General features: G+C 33.5%; 26 protein-coding genes and 1 tRNA gene. 1 reads left to right on the forward strand and 26 read right to left on the reverse strand.

The features are described from left to right. Nucleotides 1-150: 150 nt before the first annotated feature. The 23 genes from clpX to nrdH form a co-directional block, all read right to left on the reverse strand. On the reverse strand, nt 151-1,395 hold the full coding sequence (clpX, locus tag BR44_RS02395) for an ATP-dependent Clp protease ATP-binding subunit ClpX (protein ID WP_034550325.1): 1,245 nt from the start codon (nt 1,393-1,395) through the stop codon (nt 151-153). Nucleotides 1,396-1,626: 231 nt separating this feature from the next. Further along, entirely contained in the window at nt 1,627-2,907 is a 1,281-nt protein-coding gene (tig, locus tag BR44_RS02400) for a trigger factor (RefSeq protein WP_034550327.1), read from the reverse strand. Between the two features lie 132 nt (nt 2,908-3,039). Next, nucleotides 3,040-4,020, reverse strand: coding sequence for a tetratricopeptide repeat protein (locus BR44_RS02405; RefSeq protein ID WP_051912471.1), 981 nt, complete (start codon nt 4,018-4,020; stop codon nt 3,040-3,042). A 181-nt stretch (nt 4,021-4,201) separates the two neighbouring features. Continuing rightward, the gene (locus BR44_RS02410; RefSeq protein WP_034550330.1) at nt 4,202-4,984 is read right to left on the reverse strand and encodes an acetyl-CoA carboxylase carboxyl transferase subunit alpha; all 783 of its coding nucleotides are present in this window, start codon (nt 4,982-4,984) and stop codon (nt 4,202-4,204) included. A 45-nt stretch (nt 4,985-5,029) separates the two neighbouring features. Then, nucleotides 5,030-5,878 carry an acetyl-CoA carboxylase, carboxyltransferase subunit beta gene (gene accD, locus BR44_RS02415; RefSeq protein WP_034550332.1) on the reverse strand — a complete coding sequence of 283 codons (849 nt, stop codon included), beginning with the start codon at nt 5,876-5,878 and terminating at the stop codon, nt 5,030-5,032. A 30-nt stretch (nt 5,879-5,908) separates the two neighbouring features. Continuing rightward, the gene (locus BR44_RS02420) at nt 5,909-7,276 is read right to left on the reverse strand and encodes an acetyl-CoA carboxylase biotin carboxylase subunit (protein ID WP_034550335.1); all 1,368 of its coding nucleotides are present in this window, start codon (nt 7,274-7,276) and stop codon (nt 5,909-5,911) included. A 3-nt stretch (nt 7,277-7,279) separates the two neighbouring features. Beyond that, nucleotides 7,280-7,711, reverse strand: a complete 432-nt coding sequence (gene fabZ, locus BR44_RS02425; protein WP_034550337.1) for a 3-hydroxyacyl-ACP dehydratase FabZ — start codon at nt 7,709-7,711, stop codon at nt 7,280-7,282. Between the two features lie 14 nt (nt 7,712-7,725). Further along, nucleotides 7,726-8,220, reverse strand: coding sequence for an acetyl-CoA carboxylase biotin carboxyl carrier protein (gene accB / locus BR44_RS02430; RefSeq protein ID WP_034550339.1), 495 nt, complete (start codon nt 8,218-8,220; stop codon nt 7,726-7,728). Then, nucleotides 8,220-9,464 carry a beta-ketoacyl-ACP synthase II gene (fabF, locus tag BR44_RS02435; protein WP_034550341.1) on the reverse strand — a complete coding sequence of 415 codons (1,245 nt, stop codon included), beginning with the start codon at nt 9,462-9,464 and terminating at the stop codon, nt 8,220-8,222. Before fabF ends, accB begins: the two co-directional genes overlap by 1 nt. 16 nt (nt 9,465-9,480) lie before the next feature. Continuing rightward, nucleotides 9,481-10,218: a 3-oxoacyl-[acyl-carrier-protein] reductase gene (fabG, locus tag BR44_RS02440; RefSeq protein WP_034550343.1), complete on the reverse strand. Its 738-nt coding sequence runs from the start codon at nt 10,216-10,218 to the stop codon at nt 9,481-9,483. Nucleotides 10,219-10,276: 58 nt separating this feature from the next. After that, nucleotides 10,277-11,209 (reverse strand): ACP S-malonyltransferase, encoded by a 933-nt coding sequence (gene fabD / locus BR44_RS02445; protein WP_034550344.1) that lies wholly within the window; start codon nt 11,207-11,209, stop codon nt 10,277-10,279. Nucleotides 11,210-11,355: 146 nt separating this feature from the next. Beyond that, nucleotides 11,356-12,324, reverse strand: a complete 969-nt coding sequence (gene fabK, locus BR44_RS02450; RefSeq protein ID WP_034550345.1) for an enoyl-[acyl-carrier-protein] reductase FabK — start codon at nt 12,322-12,324, stop codon at nt 11,356-11,358. A gap of 30 nt (nt 12,325-12,354) precedes the next feature. Next, the gene (locus tag BR44_RS02455; RefSeq protein WP_034550346.1) at nt 12,355-12,585 is read right to left on the reverse strand and encodes an acyl carrier protein; all 231 of its coding nucleotides are present in this window, start codon (nt 12,583-12,585) and stop codon (nt 12,355-12,357) included. A 72-nt stretch (nt 12,586-12,657) separates the two neighbouring features. Then, nucleotides 12,658-13,638: a beta-ketoacyl-ACP synthase III gene (locus tag BR44_RS02460; RefSeq protein WP_034550348.1), complete on the reverse strand. Its 981-nt coding sequence runs from the start codon at nt 13,636-13,638 to the stop codon at nt 12,658-12,660. A gap of 17 nt (nt 13,639-13,655) precedes the next feature. Next, entirely contained in the window at nt 13,656-14,108 is a 453-nt protein-coding gene (gene fabT / locus BR44_RS02465; RefSeq protein WP_034550350.1) for a fatty acid biosynthesis transcriptional regulator FabT, read from the reverse strand. Between the two features lie 333 nt (nt 14,109-14,441). Beyond that, nucleotides 14,442-14,822, reverse strand: a complete 381-nt coding sequence (locus BR44_RS02470) for a hypothetical protein (protein ID WP_051912473.1) — start codon at nt 14,820-14,822, stop codon at nt 14,442-14,444. Nucleotides 14,823-15,322: 500 nt separating this feature from the next. Continuing rightward, entirely contained in the window at nt 15,323-15,880 is a 558-nt protein-coding gene (locus BR44_RS02475) for a CDP-alcohol phosphatidyltransferase family protein (protein WP_034550353.1), read from the reverse strand. Nucleotides 15,881-16,070: 190 nt separating this feature from the next. Next, nucleotides 16,071-16,790 carry a hypothetical protein gene (locus tag BR44_RS02480; RefSeq protein ID WP_034550355.1) on the reverse strand — a complete coding sequence of 240 codons (720 nt, stop codon included), beginning with the start codon at nt 16,788-16,790 and terminating at the stop codon, nt 16,071-16,073. A gap of 17 nt (nt 16,791-16,807) precedes the next feature. Further along, nucleotides 16,808-17,908, reverse strand: a complete 1,101-nt coding sequence (locus BR44_RS02485; protein WP_034550358.1) for a membrane lipoprotein lipid attachment site-containing protein — start codon at nt 17,906-17,908, stop codon at nt 16,808-16,810. A gap of 474 nt (nt 17,909-18,382) precedes the next feature. Further along, complete coding sequence (gene nrdF, locus BR44_RS02490; protein ID WP_034550360.1) at nt 18,383-19,345, reverse strand: class 1b ribonucleoside-diphosphate reductase subunit beta; 963 nt, start codon at nt 19,343-19,345, stop codon at nt 18,383-18,385. A 17-nt stretch (nt 19,346-19,362) separates the two neighbouring features. Then, the gene (nrdE, locus tag BR44_RS02495) at nt 19,363-21,540 is read right to left on the reverse strand and encodes a class 1b ribonucleoside-diphosphate reductase subunit alpha (protein WP_034550362.1); all 2,178 of its coding nucleotides are present in this window, start codon (nt 21,538-21,540) and stop codon (nt 19,363-19,365) included. After that, a complete protein-coding gene (nrdI, locus tag BR44_RS02500) occupies nt 21,533-21,898 on the reverse strand; it encodes a class Ib ribonucleoside-diphosphate reductase assembly flavoprotein NrdI (RefSeq protein ID WP_034550364.1) in 366 nt (121 codons plus the stop codon). The genes nrdE and nrdI overlap by 8 nt, the downstream gene beginning before the upstream one ends. Further along, nucleotides 21,895-22,128, reverse strand: coding sequence for a glutaredoxin-like protein NrdH (gene nrdH / locus BR44_RS02505; RefSeq protein WP_034550367.1), 234 nt, complete (start codon nt 22,126-22,128; stop codon nt 21,895-21,897). Before nrdH ends, nrdI begins: the two co-directional genes overlap by 4 nt. Before the next feature lie 491 nt (nt 22,129-22,619). Here nrdH and BR44_RS02510 point away from each other — a divergent pair. Next, nucleotides 22,620-22,693 (forward strand) — tRNA-Arg (locus BR44_RS02510). Between the two features lie 347 nt (nt 22,694-23,040). Here the strand turns inward: BR44_RS02510 and BR44_RS02515 are convergent. The 3 genes from BR44_RS02515 to BR44_RS02525 form a co-directional block, all read right to left on the reverse strand. Then, nucleotides 23,041-25,119 carry an ABC transporter ATP-binding protein/permease gene (locus BR44_RS02515; RefSeq protein WP_034550369.1) on the reverse strand — a complete coding sequence of 693 codons (2,079 nt, stop codon included), beginning with the start codon at nt 25,117-25,119 and terminating at the stop codon, nt 23,041-23,043. A gap of 70 nt (nt 25,120-25,189) precedes the next feature. Further along, nucleotides 25,190-25,861: a TetR/AcrR family transcriptional regulator gene (locus BR44_RS02520; RefSeq protein ID WP_034550371.1), complete on the reverse strand. Its 672-nt coding sequence runs from the start codon at nt 25,859-25,861 to the stop codon at nt 25,190-25,192. A gap of 163 nt (nt 25,862-26,024) precedes the next feature. Then, nucleotides 26,025-26,423, reverse strand: a complete 399-nt coding sequence (locus BR44_RS02525; protein WP_034550373.1) for a MerR family transcriptional regulator — start codon at nt 26,421-26,423, stop codon at nt 26,025-26,027. Nucleotides 26,424-26,557 lie beyond the last annotated feature (134 nt).

Below are 26,557 nucleotides of genomic sequence, written 5' to 3' on the forward strand. Positions count from 1 at the left end.
TTAGATAAAAGAGTATTATTCATTAGGTGAATACTGGTATTGCTTTTAGAGCAATTCCTAGAATAGACATCTTATTCCTAAAGAAAAATAAAGAACCTCCAAAAAGTTGCCTCTTTGGAGGTTGAAATTAAATTACTATTTTACAAAAAATCATTCCATTTTTTGTCCCTTTTCATTGTAGAAATCTGGAATACCGCTCCCACTAACTGTTTCATTAGTTATAACACATTTTGCAATTTCGGGACGGCTTGGTAAATCAAACATAATTTCTAACATGATATTTTCAATAATTGACCGTAATCCACGAGCTCCAGTATTACGTTCAATGGCTTTTTTAGCAATCTCTCTAAGAGCCGTATCTTCAAATTCTAGTTCTACATTATCCAAAAGCAACAATTTTTTGTATTGCTTTTCTAAGGCATTCTTAGGTTTAGTAAGAATATGAACTAAATCATCTTCTGTTAATTTTTCTAAGGCTGCCATTACTGGTAAGCGTCCAATGAATTCTGGAATTAACCCAAATTTCAATAAATCTTCTGGAATAATTTTTTGCATGACACTTTCGTCAATGTTCCCAATTTTTTTAGAAGAACCAAATCCAATAATTTTTTCTCCCATTCTACTTTTAACAATCGTTTCAATTCCGTCAAAAGCTCCGCCGACGATAAAGAGAATATTGCTTGTATCTAATTGGATAAATTCTTGATTAGGGTGCTTTCTTCCTCCCTGAGGTGGAATATTAGCCACAGTACCTTCTAGTATTTTTAATAAGGCTTGCTGGACACCTTCACCACTGACATCACGCGTGATAGAAACATTTTCTCCCTTACGAGCAATCTTATCAATTTCATCAATATAAATAATACCTTTTTGAGCGCGTTCTACATCAAAATCAGCAGCTTGCATTAATTTTAATAGAATATTCTCAACATCTTCACCCACGTAACCAGCTTCAGTCAAACTAGTTGCATCCGCAATAGCAAATGGCACATTTAAGATACGAGCTAAACTCTGTGCTAAGAAGGTTTTACCTGAACCCGTTGGTCCAATCAAACAAATATTACTTTTTTGTAACTCAACATCATCATCTTCTGCATCTACTTGATTAACACGTTTGTAGTGATTATAAACGGCTACCGAAAGAGATTTCTTAGCTTGTTCTTGTCCTATAACATAATCGTTTAAAATGCTTCTAATTTCTTGTGGTTTAGGTACTTCTAAAAATTCACCATAGCCTGCATCACTAAATTCTTCGTCAATGATTTCTTTACATAAGTCAATACATTCATTACAAATATAAACACCAGGACCTGCAACAATTTTTTTAACTTGATCTTGTGATTTTCCGCAAAATGAACAATTTATAGGACCTTTTGTTTCTTCATCAATAAACATTATTTTTTGTCCACCTCTATTCTTATTCCTACTTATCGTAACAATACATTTTTTTAACACCAATAAGTTTTTTAAACACTCATAATCATAGCATAACCTAAATTTATTTTCCATACTTCTAACTTTAAAACTAGTTGATTTTTATGATAATAAAGGAAAGAACTTCAAAAGTTACTTACCCTTTGAAGTTCTTTCCTTCAATTTTTTTCAACTAAAACTATTCTAAGCTATTTATTTTTCTACTGATGTAGATGTAATCAAATCAATTGCTTTTTTCATTGAAATATCATGTTTTAGCATATCTGGAGATAAGGCAGCGCGAACAGCTTTTTCTTCCATTCCATATTGTACAGCTAATTCTTTGATTTCAGCTTCTACTTCTGTTTCAGATGGTGCAAATGCTTCCGCTTCAACAATTGCTTCAAGAACTAAATTAGTACGTGTTCTTAATTCAGCATCACTTTCCATTTGTTTATGCAAATCTTCTTCTGTAGTCCCAGTAATTTGGTAATACATTTCAGGAGAGATACCTTGGCGTTGCATGTCATTTAAGAATGTATCCATTTGACGGTGAACTTCATCATGTATCATTGATCCTGGTAATTCTTCAATTGTAGCATTTTCTACTGCTTGACGGATAGCTGTTTCTTCTACAGCTTCATCTGCTGCTGCATTTTTAGCTTCAACTAATTTTTTCATTGTTTTTTCTTTTAATTCGACTAAGGTTTCAACTTCTTCGTCTACGTCTTTAGCAAATTCATCATCTAGTGCAGGTAATTCTTTAGCTTTAACTTCATGTACTTTTACTTTAAAGACTGCCTCAGCACCCTTTAAATCTTCTTCATGATAGTCGTCAGGGAAAGTAACCGTTACATCTAATTCGTCGCCAGCTTTAGTGCCAACTAATTGCTCTTCAAAACCTGGAATAAATGAGTTTGAACCAATTTCTAATGATTGGTTCTCTCCTTTACCGCCATCAAACGCAACTCCGTCTTTGTATCCGTCAAAATCAAGGACTACTGTGTCGCCTTCAACTGCTACTTCTTCTTTTAGGACAAGTTCAGCTTGTTCTTCACGCTTTGTTTCTAAATCAGCATCTACGTCAGCATCTTTAACTTCGCGATCTTGCTTATCAACTGTTAATCCTTTATATTCACCTAATTTAACTTCAGGTTTTACTGTGACAATTGCTTCGATAACCCAAGGTTGTCCAGCTTCCATTGATTTAACATCAATTTTAGGTTGTTCAACAGGTTCGATTCCAGCTTTTTCAATTGCTGCTTCGTATTGTTCTGGTAATACTGCATTCAAAGCATCTTCATAAAGAGCTGCTTCTCCGTACATTTTGTTGAATACTTGACGTGTTACTTTTCCTTTACGGAAACCAGGTACATTTAAAGTACCTTTCACTTTGTTGAAAGCTGTATTCATGCCTTCTGAAATTTTTTCTTCTGAAATTTCAAATGTTAGTACACCATCATTAGTGCCTTTTTTTTCCCAATTTACAGTCATGTATAATTCCCTCCGAAACAGTCTATTATTTGGCAATTCTTTTCAAAATTGCATACTCCTTAATCTTACACTATCCCTTTATTTTTGTAAATACAAACAGAGTAAAGACTGTATTTAACCCAATATTTTTTATTAAATCCACTTTTGAATTTCATCATTTAAACGATGCATCCACTTGTTCATTGTATTCGATTCCAACGATACTGAATCTTTTGTGCTTACTTCATGCACTTGGTCATACCTTTTTAAATATAAAGAGACCCATTGACTTGGGGATTCAATGACTTCATCGATAAAAGGATACAATAACATAAAATGTAGATTAGCTTCTTGATTAATAACTTGAAATAAAACAGGATCATTATTTTCAATCGTTTCTTTTAAAATCCCTTCTATCTCTTGAACGGTTTTATTTTTGGCTACTGGTAGTATTTCTACGGGTTTAATAACTCGTTGTTCACCAAACCACTCTAACACAAACGTATTATCGACCTTTTGTTCTATAAGATATTCCAGCACAGTCGTCTTTGCAATTCCATTAACAAATGGATTACTTAGTAAAGTTGTTGCTGCTTTTATAAACAGCGGTAAAGGTAACTGATTTACTTCTTTTATTGTACGTGCTTGAATTTCGAACGATTGATTTCCCATTGAAAATACATTTTTTAAGATTGCTTCATATTTTTTTTCATTTTGCAACTGTACTTGTTCTTTTTCTTTTTCTATACTTTTAGATAAAGAATGCCATTTAGAAGCATCTTTCTTATTTTGAGCTAGTTTACTTTTTACTATTTTTTCAGCTTGGATAAAATAATGTCCTTTGATTAAAATAGATACATAAAAGGCTGTCAAATTGTCTTCACTGTTGTAATAATCTATTTCTTCATCTGTTATGGCTTTTGCTTTTTTATATTCTCCATTTTGATACAGTGTAGTAGCATAAAGCGCATTTATTTTTGGTTCTTGCTTAATTGCATAAGCTTTTTCGAAACAAGTTTCTGCTTCTTTCATATCCCCTAAATCAACATATTTAAGACCTTTATTAATGTACGCCTCATAATTGTTAGGGAATTCGATTTTTTCACCCATATCTTTCACCCATTCTTCTTTCATAGCTCTATTTATAGCTTTGTTTCAGTGTAACATAGGTTGAAATGGTCTACACATTATTTATTTTCCATTCACTTCTATCAGTTGTTAATCTAAAAAAACAGCTCCATTAACTTGGCGAACTCACTTTAAAAAATTAAATTTTTTAAAGTGAGTTCAGCCATTAAGTGAGCTGCATTTCTTTTTAATATTTTCTGAAACGTTGGTATCTTTCTTCTACTAACTGACTGGATGATTTAACGGTTAAATCACCTAGCGTTTTTATTAATTCGGCTTTTAGATTTTGTAGTATTGTATCATTTTCCAGTAATCGGTTTTGATCAGTCTCTGGAATAATCTGGTCAATGATAGCTAATCCCAATAAATCTGCAGCTGTTAGTTTCATTATTTCGGCAGCCTCATCAGCCTTGGAAGCATCTTTCCACAAAATAGAAGAGAACCCTTCTGGTGAAAGAATAGAATACATTGTATGTTCCATCATCCATACTTGATTCCCCACTGCAAGTGCAAGTGCTCCGCCACTGCCACCTTCTCCGATAATAATAGAAATAATTGGAACTTTTAACTGACTCATTTCCATTAAGTTTCGAGCAAGCGCCTCGCCTTGGCCACGTTCTTCTGCTTCCACACCACAATAAGCGCCTGAAGTATTAATAAACGTTACGATTGGTCTTTGAAATTTTTCTGCTTGTTTCATTAAGCGCAGTGCTTTTCGATACCCCTCAGGATGAGGAGATCCAAAATTACGTTCGATATTTTCCGTTAATTCATGACCTTTTTGATTGCCAATAACTGTAACAGGTTGTCCATTTAGAGTCGCGACTCCACCCACAATGGCCTTATCATCACGAAATGAACGATCCCCATGAAATTCTATGAAATTCTCGAAAATTTCTTCAAATATTTCTAAAGCTGTCAATCGAGATGTTTTCCTAGATAGAACAACAATTTCACTTGCTTCACTCAATTGTTTCACCTTCTTATATACAAATTCTCTTTCCGATAGTTGATTTTATTGATGAAGTTTTAAAAGAAGACCTAAAGTTTCTTTGAGCTCTACTCTTGGAACAATTTTATCAATAAACCCATTTTTCAACACGGACTCCGCTAATTGAAAATCATCTGGTAAGGTTTCTTTAATGGTTTGCTCAATGACACGTCTACCCGCAAAACCCACTAGCGCTCTAGGCTCTGACAAAATAATATCTCCTTGCATAGCAAAACTGGCAGTGACTCCACCAGTTGTCGGATCGGTTAATACAGTAATGTACAATAGACTTTCATTACTGTGACGTGCTACTGCAGCACTGATTTTAGCCATTTGCATTAGAGATAGAATTCCTTCTTGCATACGAGCACCACCTGAAGCTGTAAAAATAATAATAGGTAATTTTTCTTCCAGTGCACGTTCCAGTGTTCTAGTAATTTTTTCGCCTACAACACTGCCCATGCTACCCATAATAAAACTAGAATCCATTACACAGATTGCTGTTTCATTTCCTTCAATACAAGCCTTACCCGTTACAACAGCTTCATGTAATTTAGTTTTCGCTTGTACAGTAGTAATTTTTTCTTTATAACCTGGAAATTCAAGAGGATTTTTAAAAGCAATATCTAAATTCCATTCTTCAAAAGTCCCTTCATCTACTGTTAATTGGATCCTTTTCTTAGCATCTATTCTAAAAGTATACCCACATTTTGGGCATATCTTTTCTGAGCCTAAATCTTTGCCGTAAATCGATCGTTTACAATTCGGGCATTGCGTAAACATTCCTTCTGGAATTTTTGGAGCGTCTTTTTCATCTTCTAGCTGTGAACTTTTAGTAATAGGGATAAAAGCTCTTTTTTTAAACAGTTTCACTTTCTCACCTCTTTATGCACTTATCAATTATTATTCGATACGTGGTTTCCAGTCTTTAAGAAATGTGTCTTGCAGGAAACTAGTATCATATGACCCACTGACAAAACGTTCATCTGTCAATAAGTCCTCTTGGAAGAATTGATTGCTTATAATCCCTTTGATAACAAGCTCACCTAAAGCACGCTTCATTTTTGCAATGGCTTCAGTACGATCAGCACCTTTAGTTATAATTTTAGCTACCATCGCGTCATAGTAAGGTGGAATGACGTACCCTGCGAACATGGCGCTTTCTATTCTTAAACCATTCCCACCACTCGGCATCATTAAATAAGTGATTTTACCTGGTGAGGGTGCAAAATTAAATGCTGGATTTTCAGCATTTATACGGCATTCGATTGTATGACCCGTAATTTTCACATTTTTTTGTTTAATGGTCAGTTTATGACCGCTAGCAATGGTCAGTTGTTCTTTGACAATATCAATTTCTGTTGCCATTTCAGTAACTGGATGTTCTACCTGGATACGTGTGTTCATCTCCATAAAGTAAAAATGACCAGTTTGATCCAATAAAAATTCAATTGTTCCAGCATTTTTATAGCCCACAAATTTTGCGGCACGTACAGCCGTCTCACCTAAATATTTACGTTGTTGTTCACTGATTGCAACGGAAGGAGATTCTTCAATAACTTTTTGATTATTGCGTTGTAATGAACAGTCTCTCTCTCCTAGATGAATAACATTTCCATGGTGATCAGCTAGTATTTGAACTTCAATATGACGTGCATGTTCAATTATTTTTTCCATGTACATACGATCGTCTCCAAAAGCAGCTTTAGCTTCACTCTTAGCACTATTAAAAGCAGCATTTAGTTCAGCACTTTTATAAACTTTTCTTATCCCTTTTCCACCGCCTCCAGCAGCAGCTTTCAACATAACTGGATAACCTAATTCGTCTGCAAGTTCTTTTGCTTTATCAGTATCGGTGATAAAACCTTCACTTCCAGGAATAACTGGTACGCCTGCTTGAATCATTAGATCTCTCGCATTAGATTTATTTCCCATTTGTTCAATGGTTTCAGAATCTGGGCCAATAAAAACAACATTCATTTCTTTACACATCATAGCAAATGTACTGTTTTCTGACAGGAAACCAAATCCTGGATGAATAGCCTGTGAGTTGGTTACATCTGCAGCACTTAAAATACTTTGCATGTTAAGATAAGAATCTGTAGCTTTTGCTGGTCCTATACAAATAGCCTCGTCAGCCAATTGCATATGCAAAGCATCACGGTCGGCTTCTGAATAAACAGCTACTGTTTGAATACCGAGTTCGCGACAAGCTCTAATGATCCGAACGGCTATTTCACCACGGTTCGCTATTAATATTTTTTTAAACATACCTTATCTTCCAATTATGAAGGTTAATTCAGCTTCACAAACTTTTTTTCCATCAACGTATGCTACGCCTTTACCGATACCTGCATAGTCTTTTAATTTAACAATATCTACAACCAGCATTAGTTGATCACCAGGAACAACTTTTTTACGGAATTTCACTTTATTCATTCCACCTAAGTAAGCTGTTTGACCTTTAAATCTATCCAGCGTTAACAAGGGAATAGAGCCGGCTTGTGCCAATGCTTCTAAAATATACACTCCAGGTAAAACGGGCTCTCCTGGGAAATGTCCTTGAAAAATTTCTTCATTAATTGTCACATTTTTTAATGCTGTAACGTGCTTACCTGGCTCCATTTCATCTACACGGTCAATAAAATAGATTGGGTAACGGTTCGGAATTAAAGCTTGGATTTCTGCAATATTCATTTTAGTCATGTTTTATATTCCTCCTATATAATTCTGAAAAGTGGTTGATTGTATTCAACTACTTGCTCATCTGCTACATAAATTTCTGCAATTGTACCTTCAAATTCACTTTTGACTTCATTCATCAATTTCATTGCTTCGATGATACAAAGGATATCTCCAACTATAACCGGATCGCCGACTTTCTTGAAAACTGGCTGTTCTGGACCAGAAGACATATAGGTAACTCCAACTAACGGTGAGGAAATAACGTTGCCTTCTTTTACTAGTTCTGTCTCAGGTTCATTAGAAATAATTGCTTCCTCTTTTTGAAGGGAAGCTTCTGAGTTAATAGACGTCTTTTTTTTAACAGATGTAGCTTCACTTAACTGACTAAAGTCAGCCGAATGAGTTGTGCTTTGCATAGGATTTGTATTTTTGCTCATTCGCATTGAAACATTATCCATTTGTAAATCAAATTCTGTTAAATCTGATTGATCCACTAATGCAAGTATTTCTTTGACTTGATTAAAATCCATTATTGCCCCTCCCATTTTTTGAAACAAGTGACAGCATTATGGCCACCGAATCCTAATGAGTTATTTAAAGCATACTTCGTTTCAGTCTTTCTACCTACTCCTGGTATATAATCCAACTCACATGCTTCATCTTGGACTTTCAGGCCGATTGTTGGAGGTAAGAAACCTTCTTGAAGTGCCTTGATACATGCGATTGCTTCAATTGCACCAGCAGCACCTAATAAATGCCCTGTCATACTTTTAGTACTTGAAATCGCAACTTTTTTAGCTAATTCTTCGCCGAATGCATATTTAATCGCCATTGTTTCAGCAGAATCGTTTGCTGGTGTACTTGTTCCATGAGCATTGATATAGCCAACAGTCTCTGGTGTAATACCTGCTTCTTCCATTGCATTGAGCATCGCTTTTCCAGCTCCACTACCATCAGGTGTTGGTGCAGTCATATGATAACCATCTCCGGTCGAACCATATCCTACAATTTCACCGTAGATTGTTGCTTTTCTTTCTAATGCATGGTCTAGGCTTTCTAGCATCACAACTCCTGCTCCTTCACCCATTACAAAACCAGTACGTTCTTTGTCAAATGGAATAGATGCACGATCTGGATCTGTACTAGTAGAAAGCGCCGTTAATGCAGCAAAACCAGAAATACCAATCTCATCAACTGTTCCTTCTGCTCCGCCTGCTAAAATAACATCCGAATAGCCATGTTTAATATTACGATACGCTTCTCCAATAGAGTTATTTCCTGAAGCACAAGCTGTCACAATAGAAGTATTAATCCCTTTTGTGCCAATTGCAATTGAAATATTACCTGCAACCATGTTGCCTATTGCCATTGGAACGAAAAGTGGCGCCACACGTTGCGGTCCTTTATCGTGCATTTTTATAATTTGTTCTTGCATCGCATTTAATCCACCAATACCAGAACCTACAATTACTCCAAAACGATCCATATCCGTTTTTTCTGTATCAATTCCACTCATCTCAACAGCTTGGACAGCTGCAGCAACACCGTATTTAGAAAATTCATCCATTCTTTTAGCGATTTTGCGAGGCATATAATTTGTTGGATCAAAATCTTTTAATTCGCCAGCAACACTTATCCCTGTTTCAGTTGCATCAAATTTCGTAATTGGTCCAATGCCATTTTTACCTACTTTTAACCCTTCCCAAAATTCATTAACTGAATTGCCTAAAGGGGTAACTGCACCCATTCCTGTAATTACTACACGATTTGTCATTATAAAGTCTCCTTTTCTAACCATTCATTACCATACCACCGTCAACATTGATTACTTGACCGGTAATATAGTTATTTTCACTTAAAAATACTGCTACACGAGCAACATCATCGACATTCCCAAAACGTTTTAACGGAACTTGCCCTACTGCTAATTCTTTCATTTTATCTGATAGTACATCTGTCATTTCTGTTTCAATAAAACCTGGCGCGATAGCATTAACTGTGATTCCTCTAGCAGCTAATTCTCTAGCAGCTGATTTTGTTAAACCAATAACACCTGCTTTGCTGGCAGCATAGTTGGCTTGACCAACGTTTCCTACTAAACCAACTACACTAGACATATTGATAATCGTACCACTTCGTTGCTTTAACATAACTTTTGTTGCGTGACGGATAGTATTAAATGTTCCTTTTAGATTGACTGAAAGAGTTTGATCAAAATCATCCTCAGACATACGCATCAAAAGTTTATCATTGGTGATTCCTGCATTGTTTACTAAAACATCAACACTACCAAAAACTTCTTTGGTTTCGTCAATCAACTGTTTCGCTTTATCAAAATCACTCATATCTCCTAAAATGGTATGAACTTTTGCTCCATAAGATTCGATTTCTGTAATTAATTCGGCGGGGATAGGATTACGACCATTTAATACAATGTTCGCACCTGTTTTTGCAAAAGCTATGGCAATTGCTTTACCTATTCCTCTTGAACTACCAGTAACAATAACTGTTTTATTTTCTGTCGTCATATGCTCATTCCTTTTTTAAAAGATAATGACTGCACTGCTTTGAACAATTCCAGTCATTTTATAGTGTCGTTAATTTAGTTAGTGTTTTTTCTAAAGATATTTTATTTTCAACATTCATAGTCGTCACAGATTTATCAATTTTTTTAATAAAACTACTCAATGTTTTACCTGGACCAACTTCAATAAACGTGTCTACGCCTAAATCAATCATTTTTCTAACACTGTCTTCCCAATAAACTGGGGACATAACTTGCTTGACCATAATTTCGGCAATTTCTTCTTTAGATGAAAATTCTTTAGCCGTTGTATTGCTAACGATTGTTAATGTCGGTTCATTAATTGTTATGTGTTCAATTTCTTTCGCCAATTGTTCTGCTGCCGGAGCAAGTAAAGAGGTATGAAATGGTCCACTTACTTGTAGTGGAACAACTCGTTTAGCGCCTTTTTCTAATAAAAGTTCTCCAGCTTTTTCGACTGCCTCTTCTAGACCAGCAATGACAATTTGACCAGGCATGTTATAGTTTGCAGGGGAAACAACGCCTAAATTACTGGCTTCTTCACAGGCTTCGATAATACTAGCGCGATCTAATCCCATTACCGCACTCATAGCGCCTAGACCTTCCGGAACAGCTTCTGTCATATACTGTCCTCTTTTTTTAACTAGTTTGACTGCTGTTTGGAAATCTAATACCTCAGCTTTGACAAAAGCACTGTACTCTCCAAGACTAAGACCCGCCACCACTTCTGGCACTATCCCTTTTTCCCTTAACAAAGCATCTATTGCTAGACTAAGAGTTAAGATAGCTGGTTGTGTATAGGTTGTTTTATTGAGTAAGTCGTTTTCTTCAAAACAAAGAGCCGCTACATCCATATGTAAGGCTGTACTAGCTTCATCAAATACAGTTCTAACTACTTCATACTCTTCATAAAGATCTTGGCCCATTCCTGAATATTGGGCACCTTGACCACTGTATACAAAAGCAATCTTCATTTGTATGACTCCTAACTATTAAGCTTATTATAAAAAAATTAAACTAAGTTATTATTTAGCTATTCTTTCATTTAAAAAAATACCAGAAATCCTTGGAAGCCAATAGGAACTTCTTTCAGCTTTCTGATATTTTCATTAATAAAGCATTACTTATTTAAAAGACCCAATAGGCCCGCTTGTTTTTCTACAACTATTTTGTATTCATCCATTAATTCATGAATGATTTCCTCACAGCTTTGCTCTTTTTTGACTAGTCCAGCACTTTGTCCAGACATAAATGAGCCACTAACTTTATCGCCATCTACTACAGCCTTTTTCAAAGCGCCTTTTCCTAATGCTTCTAAAAGAGAAAGGTCCGGTTTTTCATCACTTGTAATAGATTTTTCTACTTTTAAGTATTCTCTTGTTAGTTTATTCCGCAATACTCTTACTGGATGTCCTGTAATCAATCCGGTTACGACAGTATCAATATCTTTTGCTTTTAAGATAAAATCTTTAAAGTTTCTATGAGCATTACACTCATAAGCAACAACAAATCTTGTACCTAGCTGAGCTGCAGAAGCACCTAAAGCCATAACAGCTGCTACTCCACGTCCATCTGCAATACCACCAGCTGCAATAACTGGTATAGAGACCTGATCAACCACTTGGGGAACAAGATTCATAGTCGTTGTTTTACCGATATGACCGCCTGCTTCCATTCCTTCACAGATAACAGCATCTGCACCTTCTTGTTGCATTCTTCTAGCTAAAGCAACAGAAGCTACTACAGGGATCACAACAGTGCCAGCAGCTTTGAATTGTTCCATGTATCTTCCTGGACTACCCGCACCTGTTGTAACGACTCTTATCTTCTCTTCGCAGACTAATTTTACAACTCCATCTACGTGAGGTGAAAGAAGTAAAACATTTATACCAAAAGGTTTATCTGTTAATTTTTTTGTTTCAGCGATTAATCCACGAACAGTCTCTACGTCAGCATGTCCACAAGCTAAAACACCTAATCCACCTGCATTTGATACTGCACTTACTAGACTTGGGTCTGCAACCCAAGACATTGCACCTTGGATAATAGGATATTTAATACCAAGTTTTTCGATTAATTCAGCTTGCATACAGGATTCCTACTTTCTCATTGTTTCTACTTATTTTTTAGCTAATTCAGCTTCTACAAATGTTGCGATATCTTGAACGGTGTTTAAACCTTCTTCTGATTCAATTTTGATATCAAATTCATCTTCAATATCATTAATAATTTGGAATAAATCTAAACTATCTGCTTCTAAGTCCTCACGGAAATTGGTCGCTAATTGTACTTCTTCTTCCTCTTTGTCTAATTGGTCCACGATAATTGCTTGAATTTTTTCGAATGTCATTTTTGTTTCCTCCATATAATATAATTTTTTTGCTTAATTTTATAGCTTAGGCCAACTACTTATTTCTTTTTATTAAATTCGGATTAGTATTGAACCCCAAGTGAGTCCTCCACCAAATCCAGTTAATATAATTTTTTTACCTGTTCCCAGAACCAAGTCACCTGATGAAACGAGTTCATCAAATAAAATTGGAATACTAGCTGCAGAAGTATTTCCGTAATTGGAAATATTTAAAGCAAATTGTTCAAATGGTATTTTTAATTTTTTAGCAATGGCTTGGATAATACGAGAATTGGCTTGATGTGGTAAAATCCGTTCGACATCTGATAAATCAATCCCTGCAGTTTCAACAACCGCTTTGATACTTTTTGGTACGCTGCGTATTGCAAAATCAAATATTGCTCTACCTTCCATTTTCAAGTGGATATCTGCTGGATTTTTTTCATTTTGACTATAAGGATTAGAAACAGGTAATGCACCAGTTGTTAAAGCTAAACCGCGACTACCGTCAGAATGAATATCTTCTGCTATAAAACTGCCTTGCGAAGAGGTGTTCTCTAGCAATACACCGCCAGCACCATCTCCAAATAAAACAGCCGTACCACGATCATCCCAGTCTATGATTTTAGACATTACTTCGCCACCCAAGACTAAAGCATAGTGAAATTTACCACTACTTAACATTTTTTCAGCAACGGATAACGCATAGATGAAACCTGAACAAGCTGCACTTACATCAAAAGCCATACTTTTACTTGCTCCGATATAATCTTGTACCAAACAAGCTGTTGAAGGACTTAAATAATCAGGAGACATTGTTGCAACAATAATTAAATCAACTTTATCAGCTGAAATAGTAGCTTTTCCTAAAACATTTAGAGCTGCCTTTCCACATAAAACTGATGTATTTTCAGTTTCGCTTATTCGTCGATTTTCAATTCCTGTTCTCGTTTTAATCCATTCATCACTCGTATCCATCATAGTTTCCAACAATCTATTAGAAACTACTTTTTTTGGAACATAACTTCCGGTACCAATAATTTTTGCTTGCATCCAGTTCAACTCTGTTCTTATAAATTATTTTTTATTTCGTCCAGAAAACTATGCAGATTTCTTAAACCTTTAATTAATGTTTCAGCCTCTTTTTCTTGCATTCCAGTAATAGTTTCATTGACCATGTTACGATGAAATTTATCATGTACTCGATAAAGTAGTCTACCTTTGTTTGTAAGACCTAGTTTAACAACTCTACGATCTTTTTCACTTCTGATCCGTTCAACATATCCTTTTTTAACAAGATTATTAACCGAAACGGTTAGTGTCCCTGCAGTAATGGCTAACTTTTTTGCAACTTCTGAAGTTGTATTAATGCGATCCATTCCGATAGCTTCAATTGTATGCATTTCTTTTATTGAAATATCTTTAAACGTACTACCTTGAAGGGCATTTTCTTCAATCATTATAATTTCGTTAAATATCGTAATCAAGTAAGCATTTATTTCATGCTCCAATGCTTTGTCCACATCAACTCCTCCGTTCCTTTATTTTACCTACCAATATATTACTTTGAACATCAAACTATTTGACTATCAAACTATATTATTAAAAATGATAACTGTCAAGAAAAAAATTAATTCGATTACTTACTCCCGTATATCCATTTAAATAAAAACACGACTAAAGCCTAGTACATAGCGTTAAGACATGAACTCTTTCATAAATAATTTTAATACACTTTTGTATGTTAGGCATAATTCATTTGATATTATTGTATTTTCAAAAAATATATTTTTGCGAACAAAAAAAAGACTGAGAAAAATATCCCAATCTTTTTAAAACTATTTATTTAATTGTTTTTAATTATGAATAAATTCGACAATATCTTTAAAATTGACAATTGTTTTAGATTCCATGATATCTTTCATCTTTTCAGATGATTTTTCCCAGTAGATCTCAACAACAGCACTATTATTTAATAATTTTACAATAGTTCCTGCCATTTTTTCATCTCTAAATAAAAAGATGATTTTATCACCTAAGTCTGGTCTGAAAGAAGCTTTAATTTCATCAATAATTTCATTTGCTTCATCATATGGCACTCCCAAAAGAGTCGCAATTCTTGATTTGCTAGCTCCTTTTCGTAACTCAACCTCAACTAACGATTGAATTTCTTTGGTTATTTTGTCTTCCACATAAATCCCCTCATTTCTTTCGTTCTTGAAGAACGTTACCCGCATCTTAAATCGTTTGCTTATCTATCATACCACATTTCTCATTGAAATGAAATAAACGAATAATTTCTCCTTAAGACTATGGTTAAATACGGGTTTCATTAATAAATATACTTTTAAAAATAGTTTTAGCGGTATTCTTTTATGATATACTGTAAAATTATTTTTAAACAAAAAGAAAGGCCCAAAAAATGAGCCTTCCCTTTCATTTTGTAGCTAGTCCCTTTAATGCTATTGATTGGTTTAATCGCATGAGATGTTATCTTCTTGTCCCATACTACTTTATCTCTTATTGACTTATTCGGTCTAAGGAACTTCGCCACATTATGAAATTTTTTCCAATGATCCAAACTTTCACTTAAAGAGGACCATTGAATAATACTAGAGTCTAGAAGCTACTCTAGAAAAGAAGACATTGTACCTTGTCCTTCTTTTCACTGTTATAGTACCAAAAAAACCCTTACATTGCAATTTTAACGCTTTACTTGATTGATATTATTTTCACTCTATTCTTTATACATTTTTATAAAAATTTTACCATATAAAAAGAAAGACAACAGTAAAAACAAGCCTATTATTATTATCAATATACTAGCTATCAAATCAGAAATAAATGGAAAGGCAATTAAAAAAATGATACAGATATAAAAAATTGCTGTCGCTATCTTTCCATACCACTTAGCCCCATCTAATTTTTTTCCTTTACGTAAAAGGATAAGGTTATTAATCATCATAAATAATTCTTTCACTAGGAATAACACGACAATAATTCTCATCCAATTAAATTGTCTGGTTAAACAAAACACAACTACTGCTTGCGTTAGCTTATCTGCTACCGGATCTAATAATTTACCTAGTTCAGTAATCTGATGATATTTTCTGGCTATCCATCCATCTAGTAAGTCTGTTAGTCCAGATAATAAAATGATAAATGCAGCCAAATAGTATTGCCATGGCTGTGTTGCATTTAAATAAATTATACTAAAAATTGGAATTAACATTAATCTAATTAAAGATAGTATATTGGGTATGGTAAACCAATCTTTTTTATCAAAAGATAACACAATTACTCAGCTCCTACTCTATGCAGGTACTAGACTCACCCTAATTATTTGTAAAGCTATTTTTTAATTAAATTTCTAACGTTGGCGTTTATAAAAATAAGTATCAGTGAATTCATACAGAAACTTATTAGTAGGTTTATTCTCACTTTATTTTCCTTTTAGAGTTCCCTTTTCAAAAATACGAGCTCTGCTAAATTTCTTCATAATCAAACGAATCAATAGTATAAATCATCTCATTAAAATCCTTTAAATCATTGAAAATTTCTTCTGTCTCTTTTGGTATGTCAATATAAACTGGCATTGCCGTGTTAGGTTTAAATATACCGAACCTATCTTCCGAAAGAACAAATGTTGCTTTATCTAGAATAACTTCATCTACAGTATTACTAAAGCTAATTGTCATATTTATATTTTTCATTGTCCTATTTGTTAAATTAACTAAAATAAAAATTGCTTGCGTTTTTCCAGATTCATTTAAGGTCATACCAGTAAAATGTATAGCGACATCATTGGGAATACCAATTTTTTCGGCCTGTCTCATTCTCTCTTCAACTTCTTGTAAAACAGGATCACTTTCTAATGTAAATCCATTTTCAATATCAGATTTCTGTGGAACTAAGGGTATTTCGTCGGTCGTTATGTCTAATATATTTGAATCATTCTTTTCAGAATTCTCCACAATACCACCTGTTCCAGCTCCGCCTGGTTCAGAAGAATCCGTTGTCGTATCAGCGCTTGACTGCTTTGATTCCATACTAGAAGATGCCGATTCGATGGCACTTTCTTCAAAGCCTTCTTTTGTGATAGAAGATACTACCGAACTATTTGAGGAATCTGTGTTGTTTTCTCCAGCTAAATTACATCCACTCATAATTAATGAAATACCTACTATTAGCATTAACTTTTCCATGATGCTTCCCTCCTTATTTATTTGGCTTCATTATAGTTGAAATTGTCTATCCTTGTTTTTACATTTCCTTCTGTAATAGAAAAAAATAAGTCTTCTTTTTCTTTAGGAACTGTAAGAGTAAATGGAATCACCGTCATAGGTTCTGATATACCAAATACTTCGCTAGACATATAATAAGGTGCATTTTCCCACACCATATTCCCTTCAGCATCACCATAGTTAAAATTAAACCGAATATCTTTCATACCAATAGGTGTTCTATTGATAACAAAAAAATAAGCGGCGGTATCGTTTTCATTTTTTTCAGAAAGTTTGGAATGCAGTACGGTAACATCATTTTCAAATCCTAAATTTTCTGTTTCATCAACTATTTTTTTTAGTTTTGACATTATCGGATTGTTTTCAACTGTTTGACCTTTATCACTATTTTGTTTGGGCAACTTAAAGGTTAAACCATTAGTTGAAGATTCTTTATCTTCAGAGATAGTTTGATTCGCATTTTTATTAGCTATATCATAGTTAAATGATTCAACTTTTTCGATAACTTGTTCGTTACCTATTTCTTTAAGCTCTTTTTCATTTTCTGGTTTAACAACAAAATACAGTGGCATAACCGTATTCGGTTGTAATACTCCAAATCGTTCTGTCGTTAAATGAAAAGGTTTTTGATCAAAAATAAGAATTTTATCAACGCCACCAAATGTATAGGTAAATTGCATGTTTTCTAACGGGTCTTCAGTGCGGTTAATGATTAAGAAGACACCAGCTAAATTTGGAGATTCTCCAAACGTTTGACCACTATAGACAATTGTTACATCATTTTCAAAACCCATATCTTGATTTTCTTTAACAAATTTTTGCATGTCCGAAAGCGCTCTATCATTTTCAGTCGTTAAGCCTTGATTTATTTCATCTAATTGAGGAACAAATGTAAGAAGTTCCTTTTCTTTTTGTGGTTTTTTTTGAACCTCATTTCCATCTGAGAGCAACCTTATGTCTGAGCGAGTTTGAGATTGGCTTTCCGTAGATGAAGAATTTTTATTAGCATCATTACTGTTTATAAAATTGCAGCCTGATAATATAAATGCTAAAACAAGTAAGAAACTCATTTTTTTCATTTTATCCCTCCTACTTTATATAGATTTACAGTCATTTACAACATACTTGACTCCCATTTTTTAATTAAAAATGAACATTAAATTGAATAATTAATTATTTAGGACTCAATTATTTTATCACCCTATTTTAATATTATTGTACCTTATATCTCATTTTATATAAAATTATATCCTTTGAAGCATCTTGCTATTCTTACTATTTAAAAAAGAAGAGTATGAAGAATTAGTGATGTAGCTAATCGTAAGGATTCATCTTAATAACATTTATATTTAAAAAATAAAAGAGACTGGGATTTTTTTCCCAGTCTCTTTCATTTATTCAAATTTTCATTCTAGATTGTGCTTAAAAAAACAAACCTAACGTCCGCTTCACGAATAACACTCTACTATTGGTGACTATCTTACGTTTTTTTGGTGAAGTGTGATTTAAGTCTAAATACTTTATGTCTCACTCATTTTTTTCGTTTTATCTAATTAATTTGTCCACTTTTCATAGTCATCATTTTCCATCGATTCAACCATCCCTACTAAATAACCATTTCCTACTTGTGAAAAGAAATCGTGATTAGAAGTACCAGTAGAAATGCCATTCATGATTACTGGATCAACATCGTTAGCTGTATCGGGAAATAAAGGGTCAAAGCCTAAGTTTTGTAGAGCTTTATTAGCATTGTAGCGTAAAAATACTTTCACCCGTTCTGTCCATCCGATTTCATCATACAAATCCTCCGCATATTTCACTTCATTTTGGTACAATCGAAATAATAGTTCGTATGTCCAGTTTTTTAATTCTTCTTGTTCTTCACTACCTAATTGATTGTAGCCTATTTGGAACTTGTATCCAATATACGTGCCGTGAACAGACTCATCACGTAAGATTAATTTTATAATTTCCGCTACATTATGCAATTTGTTGTTGCCTAAATAATGCAGTGGTGCAAAAAAACCTGAGTAGAACAGAAATGATTCCAACATCACACTCGCCACTTTGCGTTGTAAAGCAGTTCCTTCTTTATAAATACCGTTTATAATTTCTGCTTTTTCTTGCAATAATTCATCGGTATTGATCCATTGGAACAGATTTTCAATCTCTGATTTAGAGTTTAGTGTACTAAAGATAGCACTGTAACTTTTAGCATGCATCGATTCCATGAATTGAATGTTATTATAAACAGCTTCTTCATGTTGAGTCCGAATAGAATCTTTTAATGATTCTACTCCATCTTGTGATTGCAACGTATCTAAAAGTGTCAAACCTCCAAGTACTTTAGCTAACATATCTTTTTCATTTTGTGGCAAACGTGCCCAATCACCCAAATCATTCGATAGTGGGATTCTTGTATCTGTCCAAAATTGTTCAACTAGTTTTTCCCATGTTAGTTTATCAATCATATCTTCAATATTGTTCCAGTTTATTGCATCGTATCTATTTATCATCGTTTTATTCACTCCTCTTAAATACTACAGTTTTCGCAGTCATTTGATCCTATCTCTTCTGAGTTCTCTGTAAAAGTACGTACGTAGTAAAGGGATTTAATCCCTTTGCGCCAAGCGTAGTGACGTAAAATATTTAAATCACGAGTTGTTTGCTTTGTCGTACGTCCCTCTTTCCATTCGTACAGACCTTCTGGAATATCCGAACGCATAAATAAAGTTAGGCTCATCCCTTGATCAATGTGTTTTTGAGCAGCTGCATATACATCGATAACACGGCGCATATCAATATCGTAAGCAGATTTATAATAAGGTAACGTCTCATTGGATAAGAATGGTGCAGGATAGTATGTTTTTCCTGTTTTCTTTTCTTCACGTTCTTCAATCAGACGAGTGATTGGGTGTAAACTTGCTGAGGTTTCATTCACATAACTAATTGATCCTGTTGGAGCCACAGCTAAACGATTTTGATGATACAAACCATCAGTCATGATAGTATTTTTAAGATTTAGCCAATCTTCTTTTGTCGGAATAGATAAGTTTTTAAATAAACTTTCAACTTTTTCACTATCAAATGTGTGATCATTTTTAATATATTTATCAAAATACTCCCCAGTTGCATAAGAGGACTTCTCAAAATTATGGAACGTTTTTTGACGTTCTCTTGCAATTCTATTACTAGATTGCAACGTATAATAGTTTAGCATCATAAAATAGACATCAGTAAATTCAACTGACTCAGGTGACCCATATTCTATTTGATTTAAAGCTAAGAACGTATGCAGCCCCATAGCACCAAGTCCGATAGTATGATACTTATCATTCCCATTTTTAACAGAAGGGACTGCAGCGATGCTAGATTGATCTGTTACCATCGTTAATGCACGAACCATCGCATCAACAGATTGACCAAAATTAGTCGTTTTCATTAAATTAACGATATTTGTAGAACCTAAATTACAACTAATGTCCGTTCCTAGTGTTTCATAAGTTTGATCATCATTAATTAGTGATGGTTCTTGAATCTGTAGGATTTCACTACATAAATTACTCATCGTAATGGTTCCATAAACTGGATTTTCTCGATTTGCTGTATCGATATTGACAATATAAGGATAGCCCGATTCTTGTTGTAACTTCGATATTTCATTTTCTAGTTCACGTGCACTAATTTTTGATTTACGTATTTCTTCGTTGTTCACCATATTTTCATACTCTTTTGTGATATCCACATAAGCAAATGGTCTGTTGTAAATACGCTCAACATCATATGGACTAAATAAGTACATTTGCTCATCATGAGCAGCTAGTTCGTAGAACTTATCCGGTACAACTAAGCCAAGTGATAATGTTTTAACTCGAATTTTTTCATCAGCATTTTCTTTTTTAGTCGATAAGAAAGAAACAATATCTGGATGAAACACATTTAAATATACTGCTCCAGCACCGTTACGTTGACCTAATTGGTTAGAATAACTAAAACTATCTTCTAATAACTTCATAACTGGTATAACACCACTTGAAGCATTTTCAATTTGTTTAATTGGATCTCCTGCAGCACGTAAGTTTGAAAGATTAACACCTACTCCTCCACCGATACGAGATAATTGCAATGCACTATTTATCACACGTCCGATGCTGTTCATATCATCTGTTGCTTGAACAAGGAAACAAGAAACTAATTCGCCACGTCTTTTACGCCCAGCATTTAAAAAAGTTGGTGTTGCTGGTTGATAACGTTGATTTATAATTTCGTCAGCAATTGTACGCGCAACTTCTTTATCTCCACCAGCTAGATATAAAGCATTGAAAACAATGCGATCTTCATAACGCTCTAAGAAGCGTTCTCCATCATTCGTTTTCAAAGCATATTGTGTATAAAATTTAAACGCAGACATAAATGAGCGGAAACGAAATTTACGACTATAAATATCTTCAAATAATTCTTTTACAAATGCACGCTCATATTGGTTTAAAAATTCTTCTTCAATATAATCTTCTTTTATCAAGTAATTTAATTTTTCATCTAATGTATAAAAGAAAACCGTATTAGGATTAACAAATTCCAAAAAGTAAGCTCGGACTGCTTCACGATCTTTATTTAATGGAATAGTTCCATTTACGGGGCGATTTAATTCATTGTTTAATTTAAAATACGTAACATCTTTTGGTTTGGTTGATAATACTGGTTTATCCAAGTTCTTTCACCGCTTTCTTTAATTTTCGAACATCTTCTTCATTTCCTTGAAACTCAAAAGCATGTAATAAAGGAACATCGTATTTTTTTGCTATATCTTTTGCTGTAAAAACAAATAATTTCCCGAAATTTAAATTTCCTCCACCAACTACACCTTTGAAATACGAAAGATTATCTCCTGTTTCAATAAAATCATTCATCATTTCAGTTGCTTCAATTTCATATGTCGGGACAACTACTATAAATGGCTCCTTAATAAAAATATAAGGATTCGTGGGAGTGATCTCCAACAAATCCATATCTAGCTTTTTAACAAACTTTCTAGTTTGTCCTGTTAAAGACATATAAACAATTTTCATACTAGTTGATCTAGAAGATCGGGACGAAAACCATTGAATGCTTCTTTACCTTCAACTGAGATAACTGGAACAGAAGTAAAGCCTAATTCTTTTACTTCTTCTAGTGCGACTTCCGATTCAAAAATATCTTTTATCGTGTAGTCCACACCTTTGTCATCTAAATATTTTTTAGTGAAGTTACACTGCATACAATTTGGTTTTGAATAAATGATTATTCTGTTATGAGCCATTATAATTACCCCTTTGAATTAAAATATTGGTATTGAAGTTACGCTTCTTGTAGCAGCTGTAACTCCTTTCTACTTCTAATATCTTACACAAAATTTAGTGGTTTTACAAACATAACATATACCATATATAGATAACACTTATATTCACAAGTTATTTTCACACTACATATAGTATTTCTTGTGAAATGGCAAGATACAATAAAACCAACTATCTACACTCTTTCGTCTCTAATTTTCTACCGAATTTCACAATAAGATAAAAAAGCATGCTTGTTTTATTTTTATATTTAATCGAGTAACACTTTTAAAATATGCTTTTTCACATGTTTCATAAATAACGAAAATAAAAATTTTTTATAGCTAAAAAATTACCATGTGAAAAAAATATATATGTATGCTATATATATGAAATAAAATAAAATAAAACAAATACAAAATAGTATTGACTTTTTATTCATTTTCCCATATAATAAATTCTGTTGTTAAGAAATGTCTCAGTAGCTCAGCTGGATAGAGCATTCGCCTTCTAAGCGAACGGTCGGGAGTTCGAACCTCTCCTGAGACGTAAATAGCATGAAAATTAAGTAACAAAAACATCAATGCAACAACATTTTTAGTATAAAATTAAATAATCAATTGCAAACTAGTTCGTAATTGATTTAGGTTAAAAAAAGCACTCACTTAATTGTGGGTGCTTTTTTTATAAAATCTTATATAGACTACTTATTACATATTTATGTATACTCAGATTATGTTTATACATAAATAATAGCCTACATAAAATCATGTAGGCTATCGTCAGACCATTAAATAAATTTATTACAGCATAAATCTATCTATTATTTAAAGTATATCGTAAATTTTGAGCAAATACACTGTATTTATACACCCTTAATATCTATTTATAGCCGTCTAGCCTCTTCTTAATGCTTCTACAGGATCTAATTTAGCTGCTTTATTTGCGGGCAGCAAACCTGCAAGAACACTAATAAGAACACTAACGAGAATTCCAGCTATTGCAAATGTAGGAGTCATATGAAGGACTGTTGTATCAAAGGTTCTTTCAATAAATACATTTCCAAAAAAAGAGAATCCTAAAGCAAATCCAACACCAAGTATTCCACTAAATAATCCAATTAAAAATGATTCAGAAACAAAAATTCTTCTGATATCTTTTTTACGACCACCAATAGCCTTGATAACACCAATTTCTTGAGTTCGTTCTACAACGCTGATATACAAAACAGTCAGTATCATGATTGCAGACACTAGTAAGGAAATTCCGGCTACCCCTGTCAGAATGTACGTAAAAATATCTAACATTTTGCTAAAGATATCGGTCAAGATATCTGCAGACGAACCTGCATAACCTAATTCTTTTACCTGATCCTTAATTTCTTTCGTAAATTCTTCAGACTCAGAAGTAAGATAAAGAACATTTGCATCTATCTCTTTATCTGCTTCTTTATTCAAATTTTTAAAGGTTTCCATAGTCATAAACACAGAATCAAAAATACCTGCCGGGCCTGCTGAATCTCCTGGATTAAAAATACCACTAATTGTATACGTACTTTCCAACGTATCCTCACCAGTATCAATCTTTACGTTAACTTCTTCCCCAATCATATCAGCTGCATTATCCTTTATACTTGTCGCAAGCCCTTCTGTAATTAACACTTCATTATTTTTAGGTAATTCTCCAAAAATAATATTAGAAGGCGTGATATCTGGCGATACTGTACCAAAATTCATATAAGTGTAACTTTCATTCTCGAACTCAATGGCATTTTTAGTAAAAGAGAATGAAGTGAATCCTTTTGTAACATTTTTTACATTGTCAATCTCTTGAAGTTCTTTAATATTTTCTTCTCCAAATGATACTTTACTTCCTGTACCTGGTGGGCCGGTGAATTCTACTTCTGTACTTTGGTTACCACCACTATTTTCTCCGGGTAAAGTAGGTACTTCTTCATTGGTTTTATTTTCTTTACCTTCTTTTTCTTCTCGTTCTTTTTTAGCCTCTTCAGACTCTGTTGCATCGGTCATCGAGGCTTCAATGACTAAAGGATTGACATTTTCATTCATCGTTTCTGTTAAGTAATCATTAACTCCTTTTCCTAAAGATAACATAAGGACGATACTCATAATTCCAATACTTCCGCCTAATGCAATTAAGACATTTCTCCCTAACTTTTCTTTCATATTTAAAAGGGCCATACGTATGGCTGAGAAAAGGGATAAGTTTTTATTTTTTTGTTTTTCATTAAGTGGACGTAAAGTAAAGGTATTTCCTACTTCCTTTAATGAACCTTTTTGTTTATCATCGATGATTTCACCGTCTGCAATAGTTACAACACGGCTAGACCTTTCTGCTACAAGTTCTGAGTGTGTCACAAGAATAACAAGCTTTCCACTTTCAGCGATTTGCTGGATAATATTAAGTACTTGTTCACTTGTTTCCGAGTCCAAAGCTCCTGTTGGTTCATCTGCAATAATAATGTCTGGATCATTTACTAGCGCTCTAGCTATCGCAACACGCTGTTTCTGACCTCCAGATAACTGATTTGGTTTCTTTTCATATTGATCATTTAATCCTAATTGATCCAAAATAGTTTTTGCTCTTTCAATACGAGTTTCTTTGTCCACGTTTGACAAAGTCATAGCCAATGTAACGTTATCTAAAATCGATAAATGAGATACGAGATTAAAGCTCTGAAAGACAAACCCTATTTTTTCTTTGTGGTACTGAACCATTTGATTTTCTGTATATTGTTTAATGTTTTCTCCATCTACTAGAATTTCTCCAGTAAATTTTGAGTCGAGTCCACCAAAAAGGTTCATCAACGTTGATTTCCCACTACCTGACTCTCCAATAATAGATACTAACTCACCTTTTTCAAATGATAAGTCGATATCCTTCAATGCATGGAATTGTTTATCATCTCCAATTGGATAGTGTTTATTCAGTTTTTTTACTTCTAGAAAAGCCATTACTATCTCACACCTTCCGCTCTGATTATAAGTGAGCAATCACTCACTTATATACTTTAATACTATAAATCTATTCACAATCAATGTCAAGTTGTTTCTTGGGCGATAGTCCTTTAATTAAAAAATTGACCATATTTTCCAATTCTTTTGTCTTTTCCTTCTCTGTAGAGGGGATTAATTCACTTGTTAAAACAAAAGTCATCAATGTACCTGCTATAAATCGAAACAATTCTTTATTCGGAATATCTATTACTTGTTTTTCTTTTTTATAATAGTTAAGCATATCATTAATTGCTTTTACATTCTCTTTCGGGATTAACGTTAAAAGGTTTTTCCGCATACTTTCTTGGTAAATTAATTCCATATATAGAATTTTGAAAACTTTAATATTATCCCCTGCATAGGTCACTTTATTGCCTACTATTTCTCTTAAAAAAATAGGGAAAGGATATTTTTTTATATTTTGATTGACTATTATTAACTGTTCTTTCCATTCTTGAGCTAAAGTATGTTTTAAAAGCGGTATTAACGTAGCATATAATAAATTCTCTTTAGATCCAAAATGTTTAAATATCGTTCCTTCTGCTACATTTGCTGCCGTTGCGATATCTTTTGTTGAGGTATTTGAATAGCCCTTCCCAGAGAATAATTCTAAACTTGCTTTAAGAATATCTCTCATTTTTGGAGTCAAGCTTTTATTATCTCGGATACGTTTTTCAAACAGCACGAGTATTGAATCCATTTTATTTTCCTCTTTTCCTAGAATTTATTTTAACTGGTTTGATACAAAAATAATACAAACAGACTCAATAGCTTTTTTAGATTTTTATGAAATTGAAAGCCAACATTCACTTTAAAAAGTTCGTACTTAATCTATTTAATAGCTCTACTACTTTTTCGCTTAATTAATAGTGCCGATCTGGATCAACAAAAGGTGTTTTATTATTAGGGTTAAAACCACTAATAGATAAAAATTCAGAATGAAGAATACGTCTGACATCATCATCAGTCAATGTAGCATCATTTTTTTCTTTTTTATTACTTTTGCGTGCTCCTGATTTCTTGAGCTCATAGATACGTTTAATACCAGCCATATTAATTCCTTCAGCTATATAGTCTTTTATCTCGAGAAGTGCATCAACATCGTTTAAAGAGAACATTCTACGGTTACCTTCGTTTCTTTCAGGTTGTATTAAGTTCTGTTCTTCATAATACCGTATTTGTCGTGCGGTTAAATCTGTTAATTTCATAACCGTACCTATTGTAAAGACGGCCATTGAACGCCTTAGCTCTTTTTCTTTCATTTTAATCCTCCTCTTATTACATTTTAAGAATAGCAATATTTTTTTCAGCTGTCAATCATTAATTAACCCTCATGTTACATGTTCTAACATTGATTTATTTTTATAACCTTTATTGTGTTAAAAATGTAAAAAAA

The sequence above is a fragment of the Carnobacterium funditum DSM 5970 genome (assembly GCF_000744185.1).
GTDB lineage: Bacteria > Bacillota > Bacilli > Lactobacillales > Carnobacteriaceae > Carnobacterium_A > Carnobacterium_A funditum.